The following is a 23,475-nucleotide window of genomic DNA, read 5'->3' as shown; positions in this document are numbered from 1 at the left end:
CAGAAAGTGGGAAGCACCTTTGCACTCAATTAAAAAAATAGGTCAGAGTTTTTGGTACATCACACCAGTATCACTTACCGACCGCCCCATCCTAGGCATGGTCGCAGGCAATAACAAAACATTAATGATCGATGCCGGTAATTCAGAAGATCATGCGAACTATTTCATCCAAAGAACTTTAAAACAAGAGAACACCAAGCCCGATCTCGTTGTCCTCACGCATTGGCATTGGGATCATATTTTTGGTCTGCCTGCGCTGCCTGATTCGCTTTCGATTGCTTCTGCAAAGACCAGAAAGGAAATGGAGAAGCTTGTTCCGTTTTCGTGGTCAGATGAGGCGATTGATGAGCGGGTGAGGGAAGGAACGGAGATTGAGTTTTGTGCGAAGGCGATAAAAGAAGAATATCAGGATCATCGAGATATTCAGGTGGTTTTGCCGGATGTGACGTTTGACCAGCGGATGGAAATTGATCTTGGCGGGGTTACTTGTGTCGTGCAGCATGTTGGAGGCGATCATGCGGCAGATTCAGTGATCGTGTATGTGAAAGAAGAGAAAATTCTTTTTCTTGCTGATTGCATTTATCCGAAAATGTATGCCGAAAAAGTACATTACACGGTGAAAGAAATATTGCGTCTTTTAGATGAGTTAGAAGCTTTTGATGCCGATACGTATATTCCTTCACACCAAAGACCGTGGACAAAAGAGGAGTTTCGTCAGGAAACAGACAAGCTTCGGATGATAGCGAAATCCACTGATCTATGTGGTGGAGATAAGCAGAAAATCACGAAAGAATTTCAAAATTACGTGAACAGAGAACTGAAAGAAGATGAATTAGAAACCATTGATTACTTTGTAAATGGTTATTAAATACTCACTAAAAAAAGTCTCATTTGAGTGATTTCCCTCAAACGAGACTTTTTTGCATCACGTATTGTGACAGACTTATTTTTAGCATTGATCATAAAAACAATCCCCAAGTAGGCTTGAGTTTTCCTTATTAGGAGGTAAAAAACAGATGGACAAAATAAATGACCCATACGACACTTTTAAAACCAAAATATCCAAATATCCAATCGAACAAAATCATTGGCAAGCCTTCAAAGAAGGAACAACGATTAAACAATTAAAAGCAGGTACATGCATGATCAAGGCTGGCGATCCGGTGCAGCATGCTTATTTTTGCATAACGGGGCTCTTCCGTCTCTTCTATTTGTTACCGGATGGAAGGGAGTACAACGTGGCTTTTACGTTGGAAGATGATTTTGCTACTTCTTATGCAAGTATGATTAACGGGCAGCCTTCTCCTTATTCGATTGAAGCGATGGAGGATTCGATCGTGATTGAAATTCCGTATGATCTGCTTCAAATGTTGATGGATAGAAGTCATATGTGGGAGCGGTTTGTTCGGGTTAGTGTAGAAAGGCTGTATACGAGAAAGGAAGAGCGTGAGAGGGAACTGCTATATTTGCCCGCAATTGAGCGATATCAGGCGTTTTTATTGAAATATCCTGGGTTACATCAACGTATCGCTCAATATCATATTGCCTCATATATTGGCATTTCTCCGGTTTCGCTGAGCAGGCTGCTCCATCCTGCTGAACATTAACCTATGTTAATGCACATTCTCTAGATCTGACGTACAATCATCACATCATAGAAGAATCGGGGGTATGATGATGAAATATATGATGGTTGTTTTATTAGAGTTCTATCCATCTTGGCTTGCTTTACCACGAGAGGAGCGAAGAACCCATGCGGCTTCGCTGCGAGAGTTGATGCAGAAATATGAGGAACATGTGACGGTGCGCTTTTTTGATGCTGAAGCTCTTCCAGGTAAGGATTACACAGATTTTGTGATGTGTGAAACGGATGACCTTAAGTTTTATCATTTTATGTGGGAAGAGATTAGAGATTCTATTCCTTATACAAGAGGTTATCTAAAAATTAAAGAAGTCATCATGGGAATGGAAAATGCTTTTCAAACATATGAAAAGGAATCTCTGAAAATGAATCAGTAATCGAAAACCACCTGCTATCAGGTGGTTTTTTGTACATTCTTTTTTTTGGTATAATCAGAGGTAATGTTAGAACGGATAAATTTTTGAACTGAATCGGAGGTATATATGAAACAGCTTTACATGAAGCAGAAAGTATTTAGTCTGAGCGGCAGGTTTACGGTAAAGGATCAACAGGAGAACGATGTATATGTGGTCGAAGGCAGCTTTATGAAGATGCCTAAGACGTTTACCATTTTGAATACAGAACGAGATGAAATCGCTGTGATTACGAAGAAAATGTTTACCTTTTTACCGAAGTTTTTAGTAGAAGTTGGTGGTCAAGAGGTATTGACGATTAAAAAAGAGTTTACGTTCTTTAAAGCAAAATATTCAATTGATGCTGCTGGGATCGAAGTGCAAGGTAACTGGTGGGATATGAATTTCCAGGTGCTCCAGAACGGCGAAGTGATTGGTCAGGTGAAGAAGGAATGGTTTACTTGGGGTGACAGCTATAAGGTTGATATTTTGAAAGAAGAAATGGAGCCTGTGATGATTGCGCTCGTTGTTGCGATTGATTGTGTGAAAGCTGATGAAGCAGCGTCTAGGTCTTCGTCGTCGGCGACGACGAATTAGTAAGAGAATATCAATAAAGCCTCGAAGAGCTTAAAGTTCTTCGAGGTTTTTTATTTTATTGAATCTTATTATTCATAAATTATGAATTTTTTAGGTTATACTCTATTATTTAACTTTAATGTTATAATAATCAAATAAATTGATTAAGGAGTTTGAAAAATGAAGAAAAAGACGTTATTCATTATCGGTAGTAGTGCAGTTCTTTTACTTATTGTTATCTTTTTGGTGGCTGGACGTTCAACAAACCCAGCAGATTTGGCGAAAGAATTTAAGGAAAAAGTGGAAAATGGAGATGCAAATGGCTTAGTTAAATTAGTAAAGCGTCAAAAAGAGGAGATGTCATGGGACAAGAAGGATGCCGAAAGCATTATTAACTATCTAAAAAATGAAAATAAAGAATTTGAAAATCAAGTAGAGTTATTAGAGTATCAAGCAAAGTATTATAATTCAGACGGTAAGGATGGTACATTTACTGAGAGTCTATTTGGAAAAGCTTTTTTGTCTATGGGTCCATTTTTTATAGAAAAAGAGAAAGGTCTATTTGGGCGCGAGAAATATACACTTAAGGCAAGAGCTTATAAGGTAGAAATAGAAGCCATGAAAGGGGCAGAGCTCTCTTTTAATGGTGAGAAAATCAATTTAGAAAACAACCATTCTAAACTTCTGGGCTATTATGGACCAGGTGTGTATAAAGTAAAAGGAAAAAAGAAGTTTAACTATACAACAGTAAATGATGAGGAGGAAATCACACTTTTTGATGCTGATTCTTTTGAAAAAACAGTGAGTCTTAATTTTTCAGGCGATAATGTAAATGTTTCATCATCAATGCCTAATACTGAAATAGTGGTAAATGGAAAAGGAACTGGAGAGGAAATAGAAGAAGGTACTACGTTTGGTCCTGTAAAAGATGGGATAACCCTTCAAGGTAAAGCTGAATTTCCTTGGGGAGTGGGCAAGAGTAAAGAATACGAAATAAAAGTTGAGGAAGATACTGACTCATCTTCTTTTGGTGGATCAACGAATCAATATGATTTAACACCTAATCCAATTATTGATAAAACATTTAAAGAAAATATTAAACAAGTAATAAATGATTTTGCAAAACAGAGGGTTGAAGCTAAAAATTCAAAGGACGCAAATAAGTTAAAAAATGTGTCTGATAATCTTAAAAAAGATTATATAGAAGTGATTGCTGATTATGATTCAAATAATTATTATGAAGGAAAGGCACTAGGAACTAGAATTGATTTTTCTAAGGCAACCTATGAATTAGGAAGTGGCGGTTCACATTTGATACATATTCCAGTGGAGTTTCATGTTAAAGAAAGAGAAGTGCTTGAATATGTTGACAGTGAAAGCGAAGAAAGATTTTCAGAAGTTGAACTTACCTTGGAATATATTGAAGATAAAAAGACCTGGTTAATTAGCAGTGTTGAAGATGATTATTCAGCTGATGATGAATATATGACTAGCTCAGAAGTAGAAAAAACAAGTTTTTAGTTTGATCAAGGAAAAAATCATAAAATAATTATGATATTTTAAAGAGAGTCATTCTGTGATTATCTAATTGAAGAAGAGTGCTTCAAAGCACTCTTCTTCAGTTCTATTTAGAACAAATCACAATTCTTTCAAATACTAATGGAAGCTAAAAATGAAATTTATAGACGAAATAAACACAAAAGAGGTGAGCACACTGATCACATTCCAATACAAAGTATTTCTAACAGTCGTCGAATGCGGCAGTTTTACAAAAGCCGGGGAGAAGCTTGGGCTGACGCAGTCTGGGGTGAGTCATAATATTGCGAAGCTTGAGTCGGAATTAGGGATTGTACTGCTCCGGCGGAATCGAAATGGGCTTTCGTTAACGGACGCAGGTGAGCGGGTGATGCCGCATATTCGGCAAATCATGTATCATGCGGCATTGCTTGAGCAGGAGGCTGCGCTAATTCAAGGGATGGAAGTAGGGAGCATCAAGATTGGGACATTCCCTAGTTTTTCTTCAAATGTCCTTCCACGCCTTATTCATCGTTTTACGCAAAGCTATCCGCATATCAAGCTGGAGTTATATGAAGGTGGTTATGAGGAGATTGAGGAATGGATTGCTTCAGGGACGGTTGATGTTGGTTTTTTAACGCAGTCATCGAGGGAATTTGAGACCGTTCCACTTTTTCAGGATGAGTTGGTGGTGCTCATAGAAGAGAATCATCGCTTTCATACGAAGGAAGTGATTGAAGTTGACTCGTTACATGATGAAGCCTTTATCATGCCGAAAGCGGGCTGTGACATACTCGTTAAGAAACTGTTAAAAGAAAGAGGCGGCGTGAAGCCTCATGTTTTGTTTGAAATTGAAGACAACAATACGCTCATTTCTATGGTTCAAGAAGGATTAGGGGTCACAATCGTTCCAAAATTAGTTTTGCCGCCGTACATACCTCATACGAAAGTCATTCCACTGGAGACGAGCGTCTTTCGTGAGGTTAACCTGGCGCTCAAATCATTCAAAGCAGCTTCTCCATCGGCCAAGAGGTGGATCGAAACGGTCAAAAATCATTTTAAATAGAATCAGCTTGAACAGGAAGTCCCCATTCAAGCTGATGTTTTATAAAGTCAACACGCCGCGGATACTGATGACAGCTGCGCCTGCCACTTTGATCATCGGCTCTGATTCATTTGGAATGACTGTGATACGAAGCATGCCAGGTCTGCCGATGGCATCCCCTTGGGCAATGTTCAGGCGAGTGATTTCTTGCTGAGAAATGATACCCTCCAAATAAAGATATCCAGCCAACGCTCCGTTTGCTGCCCCCGTCACCGGATCTTCGGGTATCCCAATTCCAGGTGCAAAATCCCTTGTGTAAAGATCAACTTCTTTTGTGGTGTGAAATGTATAAAGGTGAGTCGTCGTGATATTCTGTTCTTTATTCATTTTCCCTAAAGCCGCTAAGTTCGGTGCTGCTTGATCAATGTCCTGTTGGTGCTTCATCGGAACAAGAAGATGCCAGTTACCGGTGTTTGCTAATTTGATAGGATAGGAAGGATCAAGGCGGTCACTGCTCACACCAAGCATGTCACTAAGCTCTTCTAAATCGATGACAAAATCCCGCGTCTTCGGTGTCACCTGCGTCATTTCCACATCAACGACTTTGCCGTTTTCTTCATTCCATACAACAGGAACATTGCCGATCTTTGTTTCTAACACAACCCCTGATCTCTCTTTAGCCAGTCTTAGCTCCGTCGCCAGAAGCCAAGTCAATCCAACAGTCGCATGCCCGCAGAAATTGACCTCTTCCGTCGGGGTGAAGTATTTGACACGATAATCGGCTTCCTGATCATGGGCAGGCAGCAAGAAGACGGATTCCGGTAAATTCAACTCCTTGGCGATGCTCTGCATGTCATCTTCTGTTAAAAATTCACCATCCAACACCACTCCAGCGGCATTTCCTCCAAATTTCTCAGTTGTAAACGCATCGACATGATACACTCTAATGTCTCTCATCTGACGAACCCTCCTATACACTCTTGTTACGTTAATCATAAGTTTGTTTGATGCATTCGTAAAATGAATCTTTTTGATGGTTTAGATCGGAAGTGTTCATGTAAGAGAAGGAGTTTCATTGTAAATGTTAAATTACTATTTTAGTGAGTCTTTAGTCATGAAAATATCTCTTGTATCTATATTAGAAAAAATATATAATATTTGTATATAAAAACACGAATAGGAAATAGAGGATATTTTTATAAATATAGTCCTGGGAATTAGTAGTTTTCCTATTTGTATTATGGTGTTGGATTTTCATTTACAAGAAAATACAAGTTTGTAGAGGGTGGAAAGAGAACAAAGGTTGATTGTTATCACAAGGCAGGAAAACTCCACTTCACCGTCACTGGGAAAGGCATGTCGGAAAGCAGTAAGACGTTGAAGGTGTTTAAAGCTGAAAAGTAGAGTATAATCTTATCATTTTAAAAAAATCGTCATTCATTTCTATGGTGACGATTTTATTTTTAATAGCCAAACGACATAAATTCCAATGATAGGAGAGTGTTTATATTGAAAAGAGTAAAGTGTTTTATCCTAATGGCTGTCATCCTTTGCAGCAGTATGTGGTCCGCGACTGTTCAGGCACAATCCGGATATTTCAACACGTATACAACGTATTCTGCAATGTCAGGTTCTGGGTTCTATACTTCTATGCAAGGGATGGCTGTAGATCGTAATAATAATATGATTTATGCTGCAAAAATAAATACGTCCAACCACTTGACGCAATTGTACGCGATTAAAATGAATGGCTCGTCAAGTAATAGAACTGTGAAGCTCCTTAAAAACTCTGACACCAACAGTACTAGCAATGACTTAGGACATGCCAATGACTTAGCTGTGAAAGCTCAAAAAGGTGATGATCAAGTTAGCTTATATGTAGCGCCTATGTCTGATGGTGTAAAGTATGTAAAAAAGATAGTGAAGTTAAGTGTGAACACGAAGAAAAATACGTACAAAGTGGCTAAATCTTATGTCCTTCCATACCAAGGGGCGAATTTATCAATTAGCGGTATCACATATTCTGTTGGAGCGGACAAGTTTATTGTAAGGTCTGGAAATCGCTTTTTTATTGGGAATTTTAATGACCAAAAAGGACAATTTGAATATGAGGTAACGTTTACATTAAATTATACGAAAGCGATTGTAAATCAATCAGTGGTGGATGTTTCTAAGTACATTCTTCAAGGTATTTCTTTCTACCAAGGAACATTATATGTACCATTATCTAAGCCAGACTCTAATGGCGGAGCTTCTAATGTGAGTGTCATTCTCACATACCCGTTAAATATCAATCAAATGCTGAAAGAGCAAAAGGAAACATCTGCAAAAGATTTTTCAAAAGAGTTGTTTACTAGAAAAGACCTTTCATTCCGAATTACGAGCAGTGCATTTACTCTTTTTGAAATAGAAGCTGTTGATTTCGATGACGGAACGTTATATTTTAATACCAATCGCGGGAAGAACGGCACACAAGAAGATATGATCGCAACGTTCAATGATTATAACTATTACAAGTGATAGGTTATTTGTAAAAAGCCCCTCAGCTTATGAGGGGCTTTTTCCATCCATCACCCATAATAATTATTCGCTTGAATAAAAAATTGGGATTGCATGTAGTTATATGTGATTTTCGAGAAGTCGAAGGGCTGGCCGTTTGTGAGATGAAAGACCGTCTCGACGCGGAGGGCGGGATCGTCTTGTTTGAGGCCGAGGTGCTTTGCTTCGGTTTCGTTTAGTTTGCCTACTTGTAAGTACATATCAGAGAAGCCGACTTTGAGTCCAAGCCCTTCACTGACGAATTTAAAAACAGAGTCGGCAGCAATTTCTGTGTTGAGATAAGGAATGATCGTTTTTCGGTAATAGGATTCTTCTAAACATAAGGTTTGTCCATTGATGTAACGAATTCGTTTTAGATAAAAAACATCCTCTGCTTGTTCAATGTTCAAATTAAGTGCAGCTTCTTCGGACGGCTTGATGGTATCTAGCATTAAAACCTCTGATGTCAGTTGAAATTCCTCTAAATCTTTTTTAAACCCTTGGTTGGATAAAAGGCTGATGTAGCCTTTGCGCCGGTGTCTTCGAACAAAGATGCCGCTGCCCCTCACTTGATAGATAATTCCTTTTTTTTCGAGTAATTCTAACGATTTGATAATGGTACTTTTGCTCACAGCAAATTGGCTCATGAGTGTTTCGAGTACAGGGAGCTTATCCCCTTGCTGCATCTCATGGGTGACAATATATTTTTCAATATCGCTCGCAATTTGTTGATACTTTAACATGGCTATTCCTCTTTGTTTTCACGATTTATTGTCTTTGTATTATAGCACATACCAAATTTCCTTTGATATGCTATTTGAAATTATATATGTATTGATAAATTGTACCGGTATAATTATAATGTACATATACTAGCAGTGATAAAGGGGGGGTTTATATGTCAAAAGTGAGGGATTATCAAAAGCTTGCAAAAGACATCTTAGAGGCAGTTGGCGGAGAAGAAAATGTGGTGAGTGCTGCAAGATGCGCCACGCGGCTGCGTTTGGTCTTGAAACGTTCGAATCCAAAGGCAAAGGAAGCAGTTAATGCAATGCCTGGCGTCATTACCGTGGTGGAAAACGGCGGTCAATTTCAGGTTGTCATCGGTCAGCATGTTGGTGAGGTATACGAGCATTTTTCCAGCCTTGTTCAGCTGCAGCCGTCTGATGATGAACAGGCAAATGAAAACAAGGGAACGGTGCTGAATCGTGTCATCGCGACTATGTCTGCTGTGTTTGCGCCATTTGTGTATATTTTGGCAGCAGCAGGTATTTTACAAGGTGCACTTATCCTCATTAATTTATTATTTCCAAGCTTCTCGAAAACGGGAACGTATGAAGTCTTTAGCTTTATTTCATGGGCGCCGTTTACGTTCTTGCCTATCTTTATCGCCATCACAGCTGCCAAGCATTTTAAAACGAATATGTATATCGCAGTAGCGTGTACAGCAGCGCTTGTCAGTCCAGCTTGGACGGAGATTGCTGGACGCGTGGCATCAGGGGAAGGCGTTACTTTTTTAGGCATAGCGTTATCTGAAACGGTTTATACGTCATCTGTTTTGCCGCCGCTATTCTTGGTATGGATCCTTTCATATGTAGAGAGATTTTTAAACAAACGTATTCACGAGGTGGTCAAACCGTTATTTGTCCCATTTATCTGTATGGTGGTCATGGTTCCGTTAACCATTCTATTAATTGGTCCACTTTCGACAGCGGGTGCAAACGGGATTGCAAACGGATACAATTTCTTAGCAGAACATGTCCCAGCTTTAGCAGGCGCCATTATCGGAGGTTTCTGGCAAGTGCTTGTCATTTTCGGTGTTCACTGGGGCATCACACCAATGGTGCTCGCCAACTTTGAACAATATGGACGTGACTCCTTCCAGGCATATCAAACCATCGCTGTTATCGCTCAGGTCGGCGCAGTGTTAGGGGTTATTTTAAAAGCAAGAAACCGCGAAACACGAAAAGTCGGGGTTTCAGCGGGAATTACAGGTCTCTTTGGAATTACTGAGCCTGCGATTTATGGGGTCACCTTGCGTTTCAAGAAACCATTTATTTTCGGATGTATATCTGGAGCGATCGGGGCCATTGCTGCCAGCTTCTTTACGCCTTATTACTTTGCGTATGCAGGGTTGCCTGGTCCACTGACGATTGTAAACGGAATTAGTTCAGATTATCCAACATCGATCATCGGCATATTGATTGGTGCCGCAATTGCGCTGATATTACCAGTTGTGCTCATTCAAATGTTTGGTTATGGGGAAGATACAGTGGAACAGACAGCCGGTGCAACGTCTGATAAAGATCAAGTTGGAGAAAAAATGAATGCTTCGATGAATAATGAAGAAACAATCCCTGCATCGCTTGCAGGGAAAGTGATCCCGTTATCTGAAGTGCCTGATGCCGTATTTAGCTCGGGGGCGATGGGCAAAGGGTTTGCGATTGAACCGACAGACAATAAGCTGTATGCACCGTTTGACGGCAGTGTCGTCATGCTTGCGCCGACAAAGCATGCAATTGGACTGCGTTCAGAATTCGGGGTGGAGTTACTTGTTCATGTAGGAATTGATACGGTTTCCCTAGATGGCTCAGCATTTACTCTTCATATCAAAGAAGGCAGCAAGGTGAAGAAGGGTGACTTGTTGATGACATTTGATCAAGAAGCCATTGCAAGCAAGGGATTAAAAACAATCACACCCGTCATCATCACTAATACACAAGCGTATGAAGATGTGATTATAGAAGAACAATCGACATGTCAGCCAACAGACGTCATGATCACAATTGTGAAATAGGAGGAATGAATAATGACATTACCAAAAGATTTTCTATGGGGCGGAGCATTAGCTGCACATCAATTTGAAGGTGGATGGAATGAAGCAGGAAAAGGCCCAAGTGTTGTAGATGTGATGACAGCAGGTGCTCACGGAGTACCGAGACAAATAACTGAGACGATAGAAGAAGGAACATTTTATCCGAATCATGAAGCGATTGATTTCTATCATCGTTATAAGGAAGATATCGCGATGTTTGCCGAAATGGGTTTGAAATGCTTACGTACATCGATCGGCTGGAGCCGGATTTTCCCTAAGGGAGATGAAGCGGAACCGAATGAAGCAGGTTTACAGTTCTATGATGATGTTTTTGATGAATTGCTCAAGCATGGCATCGAGCCTGTGATTACGCTGTCTCACTTTGAGATGCCGCTCCATTTAGCAAGAGAGTACGGCGGGTTCCGCAGCCGAAAAGTCGCTGAGTATTTCGCGAAATTCGCAGAAGTGTGCTTCAATCGATACAAAGACAAGGTCACATACTGGATGACATTTAATGAAATCAATAACAAAATGGATGTCAACAACCCACTATTCCTTTGGACAAATTCAGGGGTATCAGTCAAAGAAGGCGAAAATGCCAAAGAAGTCATGTATCAAGCAGGACACCATGAATTACTTGCAAGTGCATGGGCAGTAGCCAAAGGAAAAGAGATCAATCCTGATTTCCAAATTGGAGCGATGGTGTCTCACGTGCCAATCTATCCATATTCCTCAAATCCAGAGGATGTCATGCTGGCAGAGGAATATATGAGACAGCGCTATTTCTTCCCAGATGTACAGGTGCGCGGTTACTATCCGAGCTATGCATTAAAAGAATTCGAACGCGAAGGCTATCAAATTCCATTTGAAGAAGGCGATGAAGAAAGCTTAAGAAAAGGGAAAGTGGATTATCTAGGCTTTAGCTACTACATGTCGACAACGGTTAAAAGTGATACGGTGTCTGATCACAACGGAGACATTGTCAACGGAGCCCTGCCACATGGTGTAGATAACCCTTATATCAAATCAAGTGACTGGGGCTGGTCCATTGACCCGACAGGCTTAAGATATACATTGAATCGTTTTTACGATCGCTATCAAATCCCGTTATTCATCGTAGAGAATGGATTTGGTGCAATAGATCAAGTGGAAGAAGACGGTTCTATTCACGATCCAGAAAGAATTCAATATCTCGCTTCTCATATCGAAGCACTGAAAAAAGCGATTGAATACGACGGTGTGGACCTTATTGGCTACACACCTTGGGGTATCATTGATATCGTGTCATTCACAACAGGCGAAATGAAAAAGCGCTACGGCATGATCTACGTTGACCGCGACAACGAAGGAAACGGCTCAATGAAGCGCCTCAAAAAAGATTCGTTTACTTGGTATCAAAACGTCATCGCAACGAATGGTGAAGAAGTGTAATAAAGGAAAATAGAAGCCCGGACGAGCGTGGTATATGCTTGTTCGGGTTTTTCATTGTTTATGTTTTAATAGAGCCTGAATACAAAGGAAGAAGAGAGTAACGGAGACAAAATAGTTCATTGGATTGTGAAAGATCTTGATGTTCAAGGATATTTGAAGAAGAATCCAAAAGCCGAATATCACCATAACAGCAGGAATGATTTTTTTATACATAATGATTCTCCTTTCGAGAGTAGTTTGTTTTTAATTGGCATTGTCTCATATCATTGCAGAGATTGAAATGAGATAAAGATATTCATAGGTTCTATTATACAATTTGGTATAATTGATCTATAAAAGCGATAAATGGTAGATAAAGAATAGGAGTTGTTGAAATGAATCAAACTCTGCAAATGGGTGCCAATACCGTACTAAACTCTCCAAAGGGACAAGTATCCATCAGTTATGAAGTATCATCTGCAATTGATATTTCTTTAACAGCGTTTCTCTTAACAGAATCAGACCTAGTTCAAGGAGATAATGGCATTATTTTTTACAATCAGCCGGAGAGTGCCACGGGTGTCGCGACACTTTTACCAGCAGAGATATCAGGTCAGTTGAAAAGGCATCAATTGAATTTTGATATGAGCAAAGTGCCTGCCGGAATCACAAAGGTGGCGATTACACTAACAGAGGATCAAGGAATTGGTTTTTCTCCAGTGAAGAAACTGCAAGCAGAAATTCAAACAGGCGATGAGGTACTATACCTTACACCAGTAAGCTTTACAAATGAAAAGGGTATTGTCGTAGTAGAGCTATATATCAGAAATGGTGAAACGAAAGCACGATCCATCTGGCGTGGCTTCGATTCTGGATTGGAAGGGTTATGTAAGCTTTTTGGGGTAGAGGTTGAACCTGATGAACAGGATGTTTCTACACCTCCTCAAATGACTTCTGAAAAACTAATTGATGAGCCTGCTTCAATGAAGCCAGCTGCTAAAGAGAAAGTCGCTGCACCTATTAGCTTAGAGAAAGTTCAAGGTAAAATTAGTCTAGACAAAGGTCATAAACCGATCATCATTGAAAAAACGCCTGAGATTACAGCTACAGTATCCTGGGAGTCTGGAACCGATTATGATATTTATGCATTGGTCTATACGAAGTCAGGAAAACAAATAGATGTGGCCATGTTTGGCGCAAAAGGTGTTCCTGCTCTTAAAAGTTACGGAAACGGTGCTGTAGAGCATATGGGAGATGTCGGTAGAGACCGTGAATCGATGAAAACAGAAGTCATTAAATTACGGTTAAATGACGATATCCTTGCTATCGTTCCGGTTGTTTATTCTGCTCAATCAAATGGAACAGGTTCCTTTTATAGATATAGGGTATCTATGAGTATCGATAATCACCAAGGAACGTCTGTGACAATTCATGCCAAACATGCGAATGATAATGATCGGATTTATTCTTGTGTGCCGGGTATGCTTCAAAATACAAATGATGGTGTGATCATACGTCCGCTAGAGCTTTACAGCAAACCAAATTCCGAGCGCAGACCTAAATTAAAAATGAAGTCATCTAATGAAATTGATGTTTTGATGGATAAAGGACCGATCAATGATTATAAATAAAATGAATGTATGGCTGGACAAAACAAAGTGCATTGTCTAGCTTATTTTATTTGATCGTTGAATAGAGAGTCTATTCCATTTTTTATGTCATTTAGCCTATTTTTCCGTTTTAATGGTCACGGTAAAATAGACTTTATGATCAATAATGGAGGGAGTGACTTCTTCTGGGCAAGATACTTGATGCAAAAGCACTAACCAGTGCCATGGACACAAGGGCAAAACACTATCAGGAACTCCGCGAACAAATGGTAGATTTAAAAAAGGCATTACAAGGTGTGGCCAACCTCGGTGATGATTTCACTGGGAAAGGAGCCGATAACATTAAAAGCTTTTATAAAGAGCTCGCCGGAAATGTAGACATGTTTATCAGCTTAATCGATAAGCAAAAAGCCTTTCATGAAGGTGTTTCTGGGACACTGGATGATACGAGTTTTGGTGGCGATACCTTTATAGAAGAACACTTTTTAGACAACGCAGTACATATGGGCATCAAAAACGCCAAAAGCATTGTAAAGGATCAAAAAAAGGCACTCAAAACGATTTTTCAAGACATTGATGACCTCATTTCCCTAGAGGTATTTGATAGCCAAACCTTTGATGAAAAAATAGAAGATGCGGAAGATGAACGAAAAAAGACGGTCAAAGAACTAAGAGAGCTTGATCAAAATTTAAAAGATGAATATGCTTTGTCAGAGACGGAGCAGCAAGCTACAATGGCATTGTACGCTGAAATGATGAATGCGACAAATGACGGAAAAGCGATTTCGCCTATGAATTTTGACAAGAAAGCGTATCAAAATAGCGAAATCTACAAGGCAAAAAGCGATATTGAAAAGCAAACTGCTGAATATCTGAAAATCAAAAAAGAACAAGAAGAAGCCCGCAAGATCGCAAAGGAACAAGAAGCCCTCGCCAACCGCCCTTGGTATGAAAAAGCCCTAGATTATGGCGGAAATATTGTCAATGAACTAACAGGTGTGAACGATGCAAAACGTGCCGCAACAGGCGTCGATCCAATCACAGGGGAGGAACTCACCGCAGGCCAGCGAGTCGCTGCAGGAGGAATGGCTGCAGCAGGCTACATCCCTATCGTGGGTTGGGCAGGACGCATTTTCAAAGGCGGAAAGGCCGTCTATAAAACGACCCAAGCCACATCAGCAGCAGTTAGGGCAGTCGACATTTACAAGATATCACAAAAGTCTTTTGACGCCTTAAAAACATCTCAAAAAGGCTTATATGGCCTCACCGCCACCAACGGCTTCAGCGAAGCGATCACAGGCCGAGACATGTTTGGAAACAAGATCTCGAAAGAACAGCAGGAAGCGAGTATGAATGCGGCGCTTGGAATGCTTTTGCCGTTTGGAAGTAAGAGTTTAAAACAACTTCAAATTAAACATAAACCAAAAGAAATAATAACTAAAAAAGAAAATTATCAAAGATATGTGAAAGCTGAAAATGGGCAGCGTCCTCTTAACTTTTCACCTGAAGGAGCCAAAAGAAGAGGGGCTTATCGAGAATCTAAAAGGGCAAGTGGTATACCAGTAAGTGAACAACCCATAGAAGTTAGACCAGCAGTGGACAAAAGAGGTAACCCTATCCCTGGTAAGGATTATTTCTTTAAAGGTGATAAAGTGGTTAGAGATCATGCAGGAGGTCATTATTATCCAGACGACTTAAGTCAGAATAGAGATGCTCATTTTAATGATATTTATGGAAACCACTATGACTATGAAAAATAGTTATCATTGGAGGATTATAAATGAAAATAGAACTTGAATTCGAACAAGAAGTGACAAACTACTATAAGTGGTTAGATCAAAAAATAAATGAACTTAAACAGTTAAGTGTATATAGTATTAATGGATATTACTTTTTAGATGATGATGGGATCAAGACTTTTCAAAGTTATTGTCAAAATGAACTAATCGAAATTTTTAGCGATCAATTGACTAATTACCATTTTTATATCTTTCTGAGTAAGAAAGTAAGTGATGTGCATTCGCGAATAGAGGGATTCCGAAAAGTATGGAAATCTATTGATTCAGACATAAATACTTCAGGTTTTGAAAAGGGGCCAGAATTACTTTTAGATGAACATGAAAAACAGTTTTATGTCAGTATGGCCAAGGTTCCTCAACATGATTTAGATAAAGCATTGCGAATAATGGATCAGTATCAATCTAGTTTCATGATTGCCAGTAGAAGGGATTCTATGCTCTCAGAAGAATCTATAAAAGATTTGTTTTACTCAGGATTGGATAAGAATAGTCATGAAATAGATTATCAAGCGCTTTTTTTGAAGTATGGTTTGAATAGTGAAATTATCTTTAGATGGGGATCTGTTCTAAATGAGGCCGAATTGGCAATGATTTTAAATCAAGATCATACCCAGAAAATACGGGAGCGAATACAAAGCCATTCATAGTATCTTCAAAATGATCCGTAATATTTTAAACAATCCCCACATCGGGACTGATCCCCCATTTTTGAGAGACTGGGATCAAAACACCGTATGAAACAGCCAGTTGTCGAAACTCTTTCGGGGGACTGGTTGTTTAATTTCTATAGAATTCGAATAGTGGTATATGGATTTTATAAAATCGCTGAGTAGTGTTTGTCAGAAGGTGTTTGCTTTCCTTCAATTGAGAGAACATAAAATCCAAATACATGGAGAACACTATCGAGAGCATGAATTTGAAGCACTTGAAGTGAATGTGAATGAATTTTATTTTTGGCAGAATATGTCCGTTTTGGATTATCCATCGAGAGAACGGATTATTTTTATGAGCTAAGTATTTGAGGGCTGCGATGAACAGAATTGAGACATCATTTAAGGAGTGGAATGAACCACTCCTTTTTTCTATCGATGGTGTCATACGCTTGATCAATGAATTCCCTTCAAATTTAAGCAATTCACTATCTTTACCTTTCGCATTCGTATAAAATAAGAGCAGTGAAAAATTGAAGAAATGCTTGATACATGAAGGGCTGTAAGCTGTGAGCTGCATGACATGATGAGATGTATGAACGTGAAGGCTGCAAAGCTGTTCTTCCTCACATATGAGATCTTGTAAGCGTAACCATTATTTGTCACTTCATTGCGATGGTGTTGAGGGGTGTGTCAGGATGAGGAATCCGTATGTGAGAACGGCTTCTAGTCTGTATATTAATTATTTTTTATTGGGTATGGTCAATATTATTTTGGCTTCAAATATGCCATTTTTAATCAAACAATTAGATACCAATAGTGCGGGAATTAGTTATATGATTTCGGCGCTTGGCATTGGCAGGGTGCTCACGTATGGTTTATCAGGCGTACTGTCAGATCGTTTTGGGCGTAAGCCGGTCATTCTGGTTTCTGGTGTGCTGATGGCGGTGTTCCTCATCGGAATCCCATTGTCTCCGAATTATCAAATCGCGTTTGCGTTTGCGATTTTGGCAGGGGTCGCGAATTCGGCAATGGATGCAGGAACGTATCCTGCGTTAATGGAGGCGTTTCCGCAAAACTCGGGATCTGCGAATGTGATGGTGAAGGCCTTTATCTCCATTGGGGCAACCATATTGCCACTGGCGATTTTCTTTTTAGCAGAGCATGATTTGTTTTATGGAATGGCATTTTTTGTTCCTGCTCTGATCTATCTTGTGAATGTCTTGATGCTGTGGACCTTGCCATTTCCGAATCATCGCAAGGTGGAGCAAGTCCAGGTAACGGAGCATGACGGACTTCCGCGCTTCTCGACAGAGCCTACATTTTGGAGAGAAGGGATCGCGCTCATTGTGATCAGCTTTACGTCAAATGGACTGTATGCGCTGCCGCAAATTTGGCTTCCTACGTACGGTGAGGCCATCTTGGGGATGACATCGGGCAGTGCTGTGAAACTGCTCAGTTACTATAGCATGGGCGGGCTGCTGTCTGTCGTGATGCTCGCGTTTCTGCTGCGCCGTTTTGTCCGGCCGGTCAATGTACTGCTGATCTATCCAATCATTACACTTGTTTCCATTTGTGTGCTCTTGGTCGTGAAATCACCAGTTATAGGAACCGTCAATGCTTTTGTATTGGGATTTTCAACGGCAGGAGTTTTTCAGCTGACGTTAACTGTGATGGCTGAATTCTTCTGGAAAAACAAAGGGACGATGACTGGGATTATCTCTACAGCGGGCGGCGTGTCGGCTATCGTCATCCCGGTCGTAACAGGTTTAATTCAGAGTCACGCGTCCATTTTACAAATCTTTATGTTCGATGCAGTGGTGGCTGTTGCGGCCATTATCGGCGCACTGTATATCCTGTATCGATACCGCCAAGTCATGGCACATGATTAAAAAAAGACGACCTCCGCAGGAAGTCGTCTCAGCGTGTAGGCAAATCCTCGCATTCAGGGCTGCTAGACTTCGCTGAAAATAAAACAAAGGGCTAAAATGATCATCATTTTAGCCCTTTGTCTTTTTTATTTTAGAAACGGTCATTTTCAAAAAGAATTTGTTTTACTTGATCAACTGGCATATCATCACCAGTAAAGAGTTTGTAAGCAAGTGCACCTTGCCACAGCATCATTCCAAGACCGTTAATGGTTTTGGCGCCAGCTTCCTGTGCTTGTGCAAGAAGCTTTGTTTTTTGCGGGTTGTACACAACATCTGTCACGATCAAATCTTCACGAAGTACATCAAGTGTATCATCGATAATACTGAGCTGATCTAGTGGTTTCATGCCAAGGCTTGTCCCATTTGCTAGGATCGCACTTTCTGCTACTTCACGGCGGAATGCGTCTTTGTCTTCAAGTGGGAAAATGTTTGCTTTGACACCGAAGGATTTCATTTCGTTGTTGATGTAATTTACATTTTCTTCTGCTTGAACAAAGTATTGGTCATTACGAGCGAAAATGCTAATTTCACGAATGCCGGACTGTGCAAGCTGAATCGCAATCGGAGTTGCAGCGCCGCCAGAACCAACAAGTGTGACTTTCTTGCCGGCTAATTCAACGCCGTGTTCAATCAAGTTTCTCACATATCCAAGACCATCTGTGTTGTAGCCGATGAGCTTACCATCCTTGTTTACTACAGTGTTACTAGCACGTGTATATCTTGCAGAATCATCTAGTTCGTCTAAGTAATCCAGTACTTTCATTTTGTTCGGCATAGAGACGTTAAATCCAGCTGCACCCATTGCTTTCATACCGTTTACAGCTGCTTCTAGTTCATCATTCCCTACTTCAAATGCAAGGTAAGCATAGTTGATACCTGTTAGTGTATAGCCAAGGTTATGCATACGTGGTGAAAGGCTGTGCCCGATTGGTGTAGCAAGAAGACCGACTAATTTTGTTTTTCCATCAATATTTCGTTCATGTATGTTTGTCATGATTGACATCTCCTTTAATTATCTAAATAATTTTTTCATGCGTCCAAGAACAAAGACCGCTAGTAATACGCTAATAACCGCAATGATCATATCGAAAAATAACGTCATTTTAATATCGTACGAGCTGACCAATCCACTTGTAATGAGCGGCACGAGAATAAACGCTGAGCTTGCCGCAATGTTGACGTAGGATGAAGCTGTTGCTTTGTTTGTCGGGAACAATTTCATCATAATACTCATCGCCAGCTGGAAGATTCCCGCTGTAAATAGTCCTAAGAAGAAGGTGCTGACAATGACAATGCTGTACGTTTCGATTTGGAAAAGTGAAAGCATTGCAAGGAACGCCCCAATTGGATAAATGATCGCCACCATAATCGGTGAAATGAATTTATCTAAGACGATCGAAAGCAATAGAACAGATACCAGTGCACCAATACTAAAATAAGAAAGAAGCTGTGTGGCTTGTTCTGTGCCAAGTCCGATTAATTTCAACCCGAGCTGCGGAAGCCATGTCTGCCATACGACAAACAATGCAGTCGATGTGAATCCCATCAGTACAACAGCTAAGCCTTCGCCAAGCATTTTTGGTTCTTTCTTCAGCTGATCCTGTACTGGAAGAGCGTCTTGTGAAGAAACTTGCTTATGGTTCGGGAATGGCATAAAGATTAAGTAAATCCCTACGAGTAAATAAAGAAGCCCTAGTCCAAAGAACGCCCAGCCCCAGAAGATGTCATGTGCCACTAGGAATGCCAAGATAAATGGAAGAACAGTCGCCCCAATGGATACAGACGCTTTTACTAAAACAGAAGCTGAACTTGCTTTTTTAGGAAATGACTCTGACAAAGCAGGATAGGTTCCTGAATCAAGCAGTGAGTTGGCAATACCTGCTGAAATCGCAAAGATAAATGCCAGTGTATAACTTGTTGTCGTTGGAATACCGATTAAGAATAATAAGTAAAGAAAATTTCCTGTAATAATGACAGGCTTACGTCCCCAGCTGTCGGCTAACCGGCCTGAGAAAAAGAGCGCAATGAGTTTACCAATTCCGATCGCAGATACAAGCAAGCTGATTTTCGGAATATCTACATGGTAGCGTTCAGATAAGCTGTCCATGTTGGAAGCTACAATAATGTTGATCATGCCAAGCATGAAGTAATTTAAATACATGCCAAGTGACGATTTTATATAAGGATTTTTCATGTTCCCACTCCTATATTTGAAACCCCTTTAAGGTCAAATTCTTTGTATACCCTTTGTTATTGTTTCCTTCAAAATGAATAATATGAAGCCCATCACAACACCCCTTATGTGATTGATGAAAAAAATAATGAATATTCATCTGTTCTTCAATCAAGTACATCGTTCTACTAAAATGAAAAAATAATAACAGCCTTGATTAGGAAGTGAAACTTCATGATTTGATCAGAATCATAAAAAACCACTTTTAACTGTTTTTTGATAGAAATAATGATATGACGAAATAGGTATAACGATATACTAAAAGAAGCAACGAGATAAATATACTCCTGCATTTTAAATGTGTCAAGTTTATGACTTTGTGATTTAAAAAAAGAAAAATGAAACAAAGAAATAGTTGACTTGATCAATAAAAAAAGAGAATTGCTGCACACAATTCTCTTTTTCATCATGATGGGGAGGTTTCTCTAATATGAAGTTGGGGCTTTAAAATCAATCGCTGCAGCTCTTCATCCTGTTCGTTCATTTTATGATATAAAAGGTTCGCTGCTTTTACCCCGATGGATCGGGGGAAGGAGGATACAGTGGTGAGCGGCGGATGGTACATTTCCGCTTCAGGAACATTATCGAATCCAACGACATCGATATCTTCACCAGGCTGGATGCCCCGTGCTGACAGTGCTTGAATGACTCCAAAAGCGACTAAGTCACTAAAACAAAAAATAGCAGTAGGGGGCTCGGGCTGATCCATCACTTGGGCGAGTGCTTCTTTCCCGCCTTCGCGAGTAGGTACTATATCAATAATAAGCGACTCATCAATCGTCACATTTTCTTCGTCATGAGCTCTTTTGAAACCTTTCATCCGCTCAATCCAAGTCGAAGAGGTCTTAATGCCGCCTAAAAAAGCGATGCGGCGATGTCCCTTTTGAAGAAGGTGATGAACCGCCATCCAAGTACCTTGTTCATAATCAACGCCGACATAGTCACATTGCACGTCTGATAATTCACGATTTGCCAGTACTTTTGGGGTGCGAATTTGATTTAATTGTTTGACCGTTCGAGCAGAGCTTTTCGAAGCTGGGTTTAAAATAATCCCGCCCACTCGGTGCTCTACCATAGTGGAAATGAGCCGCTCCTGTTTATCGACACTGTCAAAGGTTGTACCAAGTAAAACAGTATAGCCCAGCGATTCAAGTGTGGTCTGTACGCCAATTAAAAACTCCGAAATAAAGGTGTTAGAAATATCCGTCACAATCACACCAACGATATTTGAGCTTTTTGACCGCATGTTGGCAGCAACGCGGTCGTATACGTATCCTAAGTCCTCCATGGATTGCAGTACTTTGTTTCGAGTGGCTTCAGAGATTCTAGGATTATTTCGAACAACGAGTGATGCCGTTGAAGTCGAGACACCGGCATGCTTGGCGACTTCCTGTAATGTAACACGCTGTTTGTTCATTTTTTTCATTTATCTTCACCAACTTCCATGGATTGCTTAACTTTGTTCATGATCAAGAGGGATTTCTCCATCAAACGAGCCGAACGTCTTTTGATTTATTATACATGAATCAGGGGGGATTGATGAAGTGAAGACATATGCGTACCGCCGTAAATCATAAAAGATTACCATTGACAGCTTTCTGAATGAGGCGTAAAATATGAAATTATTCAGAAATAGCAACATTTTAATTAAATAACGAAGGCTATGAATGCTGTGGGTCACACTATAGCAGGAGCAGCTTCTGGAGAGACCGCAAGTGTGTGCGGCGCCGAAGGGTTCACAATCTCAGGCAAAAGGACAGAAGAGTACGAAATATTGTATTTGTGGTGCATGGATGATGCCGTGTATGACTTTTCTCTATTTTGCTATTCTTTTATGACCGTGAGATTGGAGCGCATCCAATCTCTTTTTTTATGGACTTTTTTAAAGGGTTCATTATTTCAGTATAAGATCGTGTCGTAGGAGGGTGTTAGCATTGGCACAACAAGAATTAAAACGAGATTTATCAAACCGTCATGTGCAATTGATTGCCATTGGCGGAACCATTGGAACAGGGTTGTTTTTAGGATCTGGAAAAGCGATTCAATTGGCAGGTCCTTCAATCATTTTTGCTTATTTAATTGTCGGGATGGCTATCTTTTTTGTCATGAGGGCACTCGGAGAATTGCTTTTATCGAAGGCGGGCTATCAGTCATTAACCGATATTGCGGAGGACTATCTCGGCCCGTGGGCATCCTTTGTAACAGGGTGGACGTATTGGTTTTGCTGGATTATGACAGCGATGGCGGATGTCATTGCGGTCGGGGTGTACGTACAGTATTGGTTTGACATCCCGCAGTGGATTCCTGCCATCATTTGTTTGTTGATTTTACTAGGGTTGAATTTGTTAACGGTAAAGCTTTTCGGAGAAATGGAATTTTGGTTTGCACTCATTAAAGTAATTACGATTCTATTATTGATCGGGGTTGGAATGGTTCTTTTAATCATTGGTTTTCAAACAGATGCTGGACCGGTGACAGTAACGAATTTATGGTCTCATGGCGGGTTATTCCCGAATGGTGTCACAGGTTTCTTATTGTCATTCCAGATGGTGATTTTTGCGTATGTGGGAGTTGAACTGGTCGGTGTGTCCGCAGCAGAAACAGCCAATCCGCAAAAAAACATCCCTTCTGCGATTAATAAGATTCCATTAAGAATCCTATTTTTCTATGTGGGTGCGATCTTTGTTTTATTATGTATCAACCCATGGACTGAGCTCAGTGCATCAGAAAGTCCTTTTGTGAAAACCTTTGGACTCATTGGGATACCAGTAGCAGCAGGGCTCATCAACTTTGTCGTCCTGACATCTGCGGCATCAGCTTGTAATAGCGGCATGTTCTCGACGAGCCGCATTCTGTATAATCTCAGTCATCAAAAGCAGGGGCCAGCTTCCTTTGGACGTTTGAACAAGAATGCTGTCCCAAGTAATGCCCTGTTTGTTTCGACGATTGTGGTATCGGTTGGAGCTCTTTTAAGCAAGCTGATTCCCGAACAAGCCTTTGGTATTGTGACAACGATCAGTGCCATTTGTTTCATTTGGGTATGGAGTATTATTTTAATTTGTCATTTGAAATATAAAAAAACAAAGCCTGAACTGCATGCAGCATCTACCTTTAAAGCACCGTTCACACCTTTTGTGAATATATGTGTTTTGGTTCTCTTCGCTGCGATTCTAGTGATCATGCTGTTTGCAGATGCAACACGCCCCGCGCTCTTATTAACGCCGGTCTGGTTTGGTTTCTTACTATTGATCTATGCACGAAAGAAACGCTGCGCGTCATAATGAACGGAAAAAGCACAGCCTTTGCATGAGGCTGTGCT

The 23,475-nt window shown here is 40.3% G+C and carries 20 protein-coding genes and 1 riboswitch; of the genes, 14 read left to right on the top strand and 6 right to left on the bottom strand.

Going from position 1 to position 23,475, the window contains the following annotated elements:
* Positions 1-19 precede the first annotated feature (19 nt).
* The 6 genes from NSU11_RS19320 to NSU11_RS19295 all read left to right on the top strand — a co-directional run bounded on the left by NSU11_RS19320 (position 20) and on the right by NSU11_RS19295 (position 5,191).
* Positions 20-868 (top strand): MBL fold metallo-hydrolase, encoded by an 849-nt coding sequence (locus NSU11_RS19320; RefSeq protein ID WP_342493729.1) that lies wholly within the window; start codon positions 20-22, stop codon positions 866-868.
* 148 nt (positions 869-1,016) lie between these two features.
* The gene (locus tag NSU11_RS19315; protein WP_149126102.1) at positions 1,017-1,607 is read left to right on the top strand and encodes a Crp/Fnr family transcriptional regulator; all 591 of its coding nucleotides are present in this window, start codon (positions 1,017-1,019) and stop codon (positions 1,605-1,607) included.
* 70 nt (positions 1,608-1,677) lie between these two features.
* Positions 1,678-2,019 (top strand): darcynin family protein, encoded by a 342-nt coding sequence (locus NSU11_RS19310; RefSeq protein WP_234107492.1) that lies wholly within the window; start codon positions 1,678-1,680, stop codon positions 2,017-2,019.
* Positions 2,020-2,124: 105 nt separating this feature from the next.
* Complete coding sequence (locus tag NSU11_RS19305) at positions 2,125-2,631, top strand: LURP-one-related family protein (RefSeq protein WP_024424003.1); 507 nt, start codon at positions 2,125-2,127, stop codon at positions 2,629-2,631.
* 159 nt (positions 2,632-2,790) lie between these two features.
* Positions 2,791-4,131 carry a hypothetical protein gene (locus NSU11_RS19300; protein ID WP_149126103.1) on the top strand — a complete coding sequence of 447 codons (1,341 nt, stop codon included), beginning with the start codon at positions 2,791-2,793 and terminating at the stop codon, positions 4,129-4,131.
* Positions 4,132-4,282: 151 nt separating this feature from the next.
* On the top strand, positions 4,283-5,191 hold the full coding sequence (locus tag NSU11_RS19295) for a LysR family transcriptional regulator (RefSeq protein WP_244948504.1): 909 nt from the start codon (positions 4,283-4,285) through the stop codon (positions 5,189-5,191).
* A gap of 39 nt (positions 5,192-5,230) precedes the next feature.
* On the opposite strand, the gene NSU11_RS19290 is transcribed toward NSU11_RS19295, so the two are convergent.
* The gene (locus NSU11_RS19290; protein WP_149126104.1) at positions 5,231-6,127 is read right to left on the bottom strand and encodes a PhzF family phenazine biosynthesis protein; all 897 of its coding nucleotides are present in this window, start codon (positions 6,125-6,127) and stop codon (positions 5,231-5,233) included.
* A 552-nt stretch (positions 6,128-6,679) separates the two neighbouring features.
* Here NSU11_RS19290 and NSU11_RS19285 point away from each other — a divergent pair.
* On the top strand, positions 6,680-7,690 hold the full coding sequence (locus tag NSU11_RS19285) for a hypothetical protein (protein ID WP_187470540.1): 1,011 nt from the start codon (positions 6,680-6,682) through the stop codon (positions 7,688-7,690).
* Positions 7,691-7,740: 50 nt separating this feature from the next.
* Here the strand turns inward: NSU11_RS19285 and NSU11_RS19280 are convergent, their stop codons facing one another.
* The gene (locus tag NSU11_RS19280) at positions 7,741-8,451 is read right to left on the bottom strand and encodes a GntR family transcriptional regulator (RefSeq protein ID WP_087978680.1); all 711 of its coding nucleotides are present in this window, start codon (positions 8,449-8,451) and stop codon (positions 7,741-7,743) included.
* Between the two features lie 155 nt (positions 8,452-8,606).
* On the opposite strand from NSU11_RS19280, the gene NSU11_RS19275 reads away from it, so the two are divergent.
* Positions 8,607-10,505: a beta-glucoside-specific PTS transporter subunit IIABC gene (locus NSU11_RS19275; protein WP_311164967.1), complete on the top strand. Its 1,899-nt coding sequence runs from the start codon at positions 8,607-8,609 to the stop codon at positions 10,503-10,505.
* Positions 10,506-10,514: 9 nt separating this feature from the next.
* Positions 10,515-11,954, top strand: coding sequence for a 6-phospho-beta-glucosidase BglA (bglA, locus tag NSU11_RS19270; protein ID WP_311165399.1), 1,440 nt, complete (start codon positions 10,515-10,517; stop codon positions 11,952-11,954).
* Positions 11,955-12,005: 51 nt separating this feature from the next.
* Here bglA and NSU11_RS19265 read toward each other — a convergent pair whose 3' ends face one another.
* Positions 12,006-12,167: a hypothetical protein gene (locus NSU11_RS19265; RefSeq protein WP_232624284.1), complete on the bottom strand. Its 162-nt coding sequence runs from the start codon at positions 12,165-12,167 to the stop codon at positions 12,006-12,008.
* A gap of 161 nt (positions 12,168-12,328) precedes the next feature.
* Here NSU11_RS19265 and NSU11_RS19260 point away from each other — a divergent pair, with 161 nt between their 5' ends.
* The 4 genes from NSU11_RS19260 (at position 12,329) to NSU11_RS19245 (ending at position 17,884) form a co-directional block, all read left to right on the top strand.
* Positions 12,329-13,564 (top strand): TerD family protein, encoded by a 1,236-nt coding sequence (locus tag NSU11_RS19260; protein WP_122632024.1) that lies wholly within the window; start codon positions 12,329-12,331, stop codon positions 13,562-13,564.
* A gap of 164 nt (positions 13,565-13,728) precedes the next feature.
* Positions 13,729-15,303, top strand: a complete 1,575-nt coding sequence (locus NSU11_RS19255; protein ID WP_342493915.1) for a T7SS effector LXG polymorphic toxin — start codon at positions 13,729-13,731, stop codon at positions 15,301-15,303.
* Between the two features lie 20 nt (positions 15,304-15,323).
* Positions 15,324-15,989: a hypothetical protein gene (locus NSU11_RS19250; RefSeq protein ID WP_024423992.1), complete on the top strand. Its 666-nt coding sequence runs from the start codon at positions 15,324-15,326 to the stop codon at positions 15,987-15,989.
* A 701-nt stretch (positions 15,990-16,690) separates the two neighbouring features.
* The gene (locus NSU11_RS19245; RefSeq protein ID WP_341319618.1) at positions 16,691-17,884 is read left to right on the top strand and encodes an MFS transporter; all 1,194 of its coding nucleotides are present in this window, start codon (positions 16,691-16,693) and stop codon (positions 17,882-17,884) included.
* Between the two features lie 130 nt (positions 17,885-18,014).
* Here NSU11_RS19245 and NSU11_RS19240 read toward each other — a convergent pair whose 3' ends face one another.
* The 3 genes from NSU11_RS19240 to NSU11_RS19230 form a co-directional block, all read right to left on the bottom strand.
* Positions 18,015-18,917, bottom strand: coding sequence for a quinate/shikimate dehydrogenase (locus NSU11_RS19240; RefSeq protein WP_341319619.1), 903 nt, complete (start codon positions 18,915-18,917; stop codon positions 18,015-18,017).
* Between the two features lie 18 nt (positions 18,918-18,935).
* Complete coding sequence (locus NSU11_RS19235) at positions 18,936-20,117, bottom strand: MFS transporter (protein WP_024423989.1); 1,182 nt, start codon at positions 20,115-20,117, stop codon at positions 18,936-18,938.
* Between the two features lie 445 nt (positions 20,118-20,562).
* Positions 20,563-21,582, bottom strand: coding sequence for a LacI family DNA-binding transcriptional regulator (locus NSU11_RS19230; protein ID WP_024423987.1), 1,020 nt, complete (start codon positions 21,580-21,582; stop codon positions 20,563-20,565).
* 264 nt (positions 21,583-21,846) lie between these two features.
* Positions 21,847-21,926: riboswitch (glycine riboswitch) on the top strand.
* A gap of 164 nt (positions 21,927-22,090) precedes the next feature.
* Between NSU11_RS19230 and NSU11_RS19225 the strand changes: the two genes are divergently transcribed.
* Positions 22,091-23,437, top strand: coding sequence for an amino acid permease (locus NSU11_RS19225; protein WP_044334843.1), 1,347 nt, complete (start codon positions 22,091-22,093; stop codon positions 23,435-23,437).
* Positions 23,438-23,475: the final 38 nt, after the last annotated feature.

The organism is Bacillus sp. FSL R5-0712 (genome assembly GCF_038593285.1).
Classification (GTDB): Bacteria; Bacillota; Bacilli; order Bacillales; family Bacillaceae; genus Bacillus; species Bacillus safensis.
The sequence above is the reverse complement of the archived record's forward strand: the minus strand, read 5'-3'. Positions and strand labels throughout refer to the sequence as shown.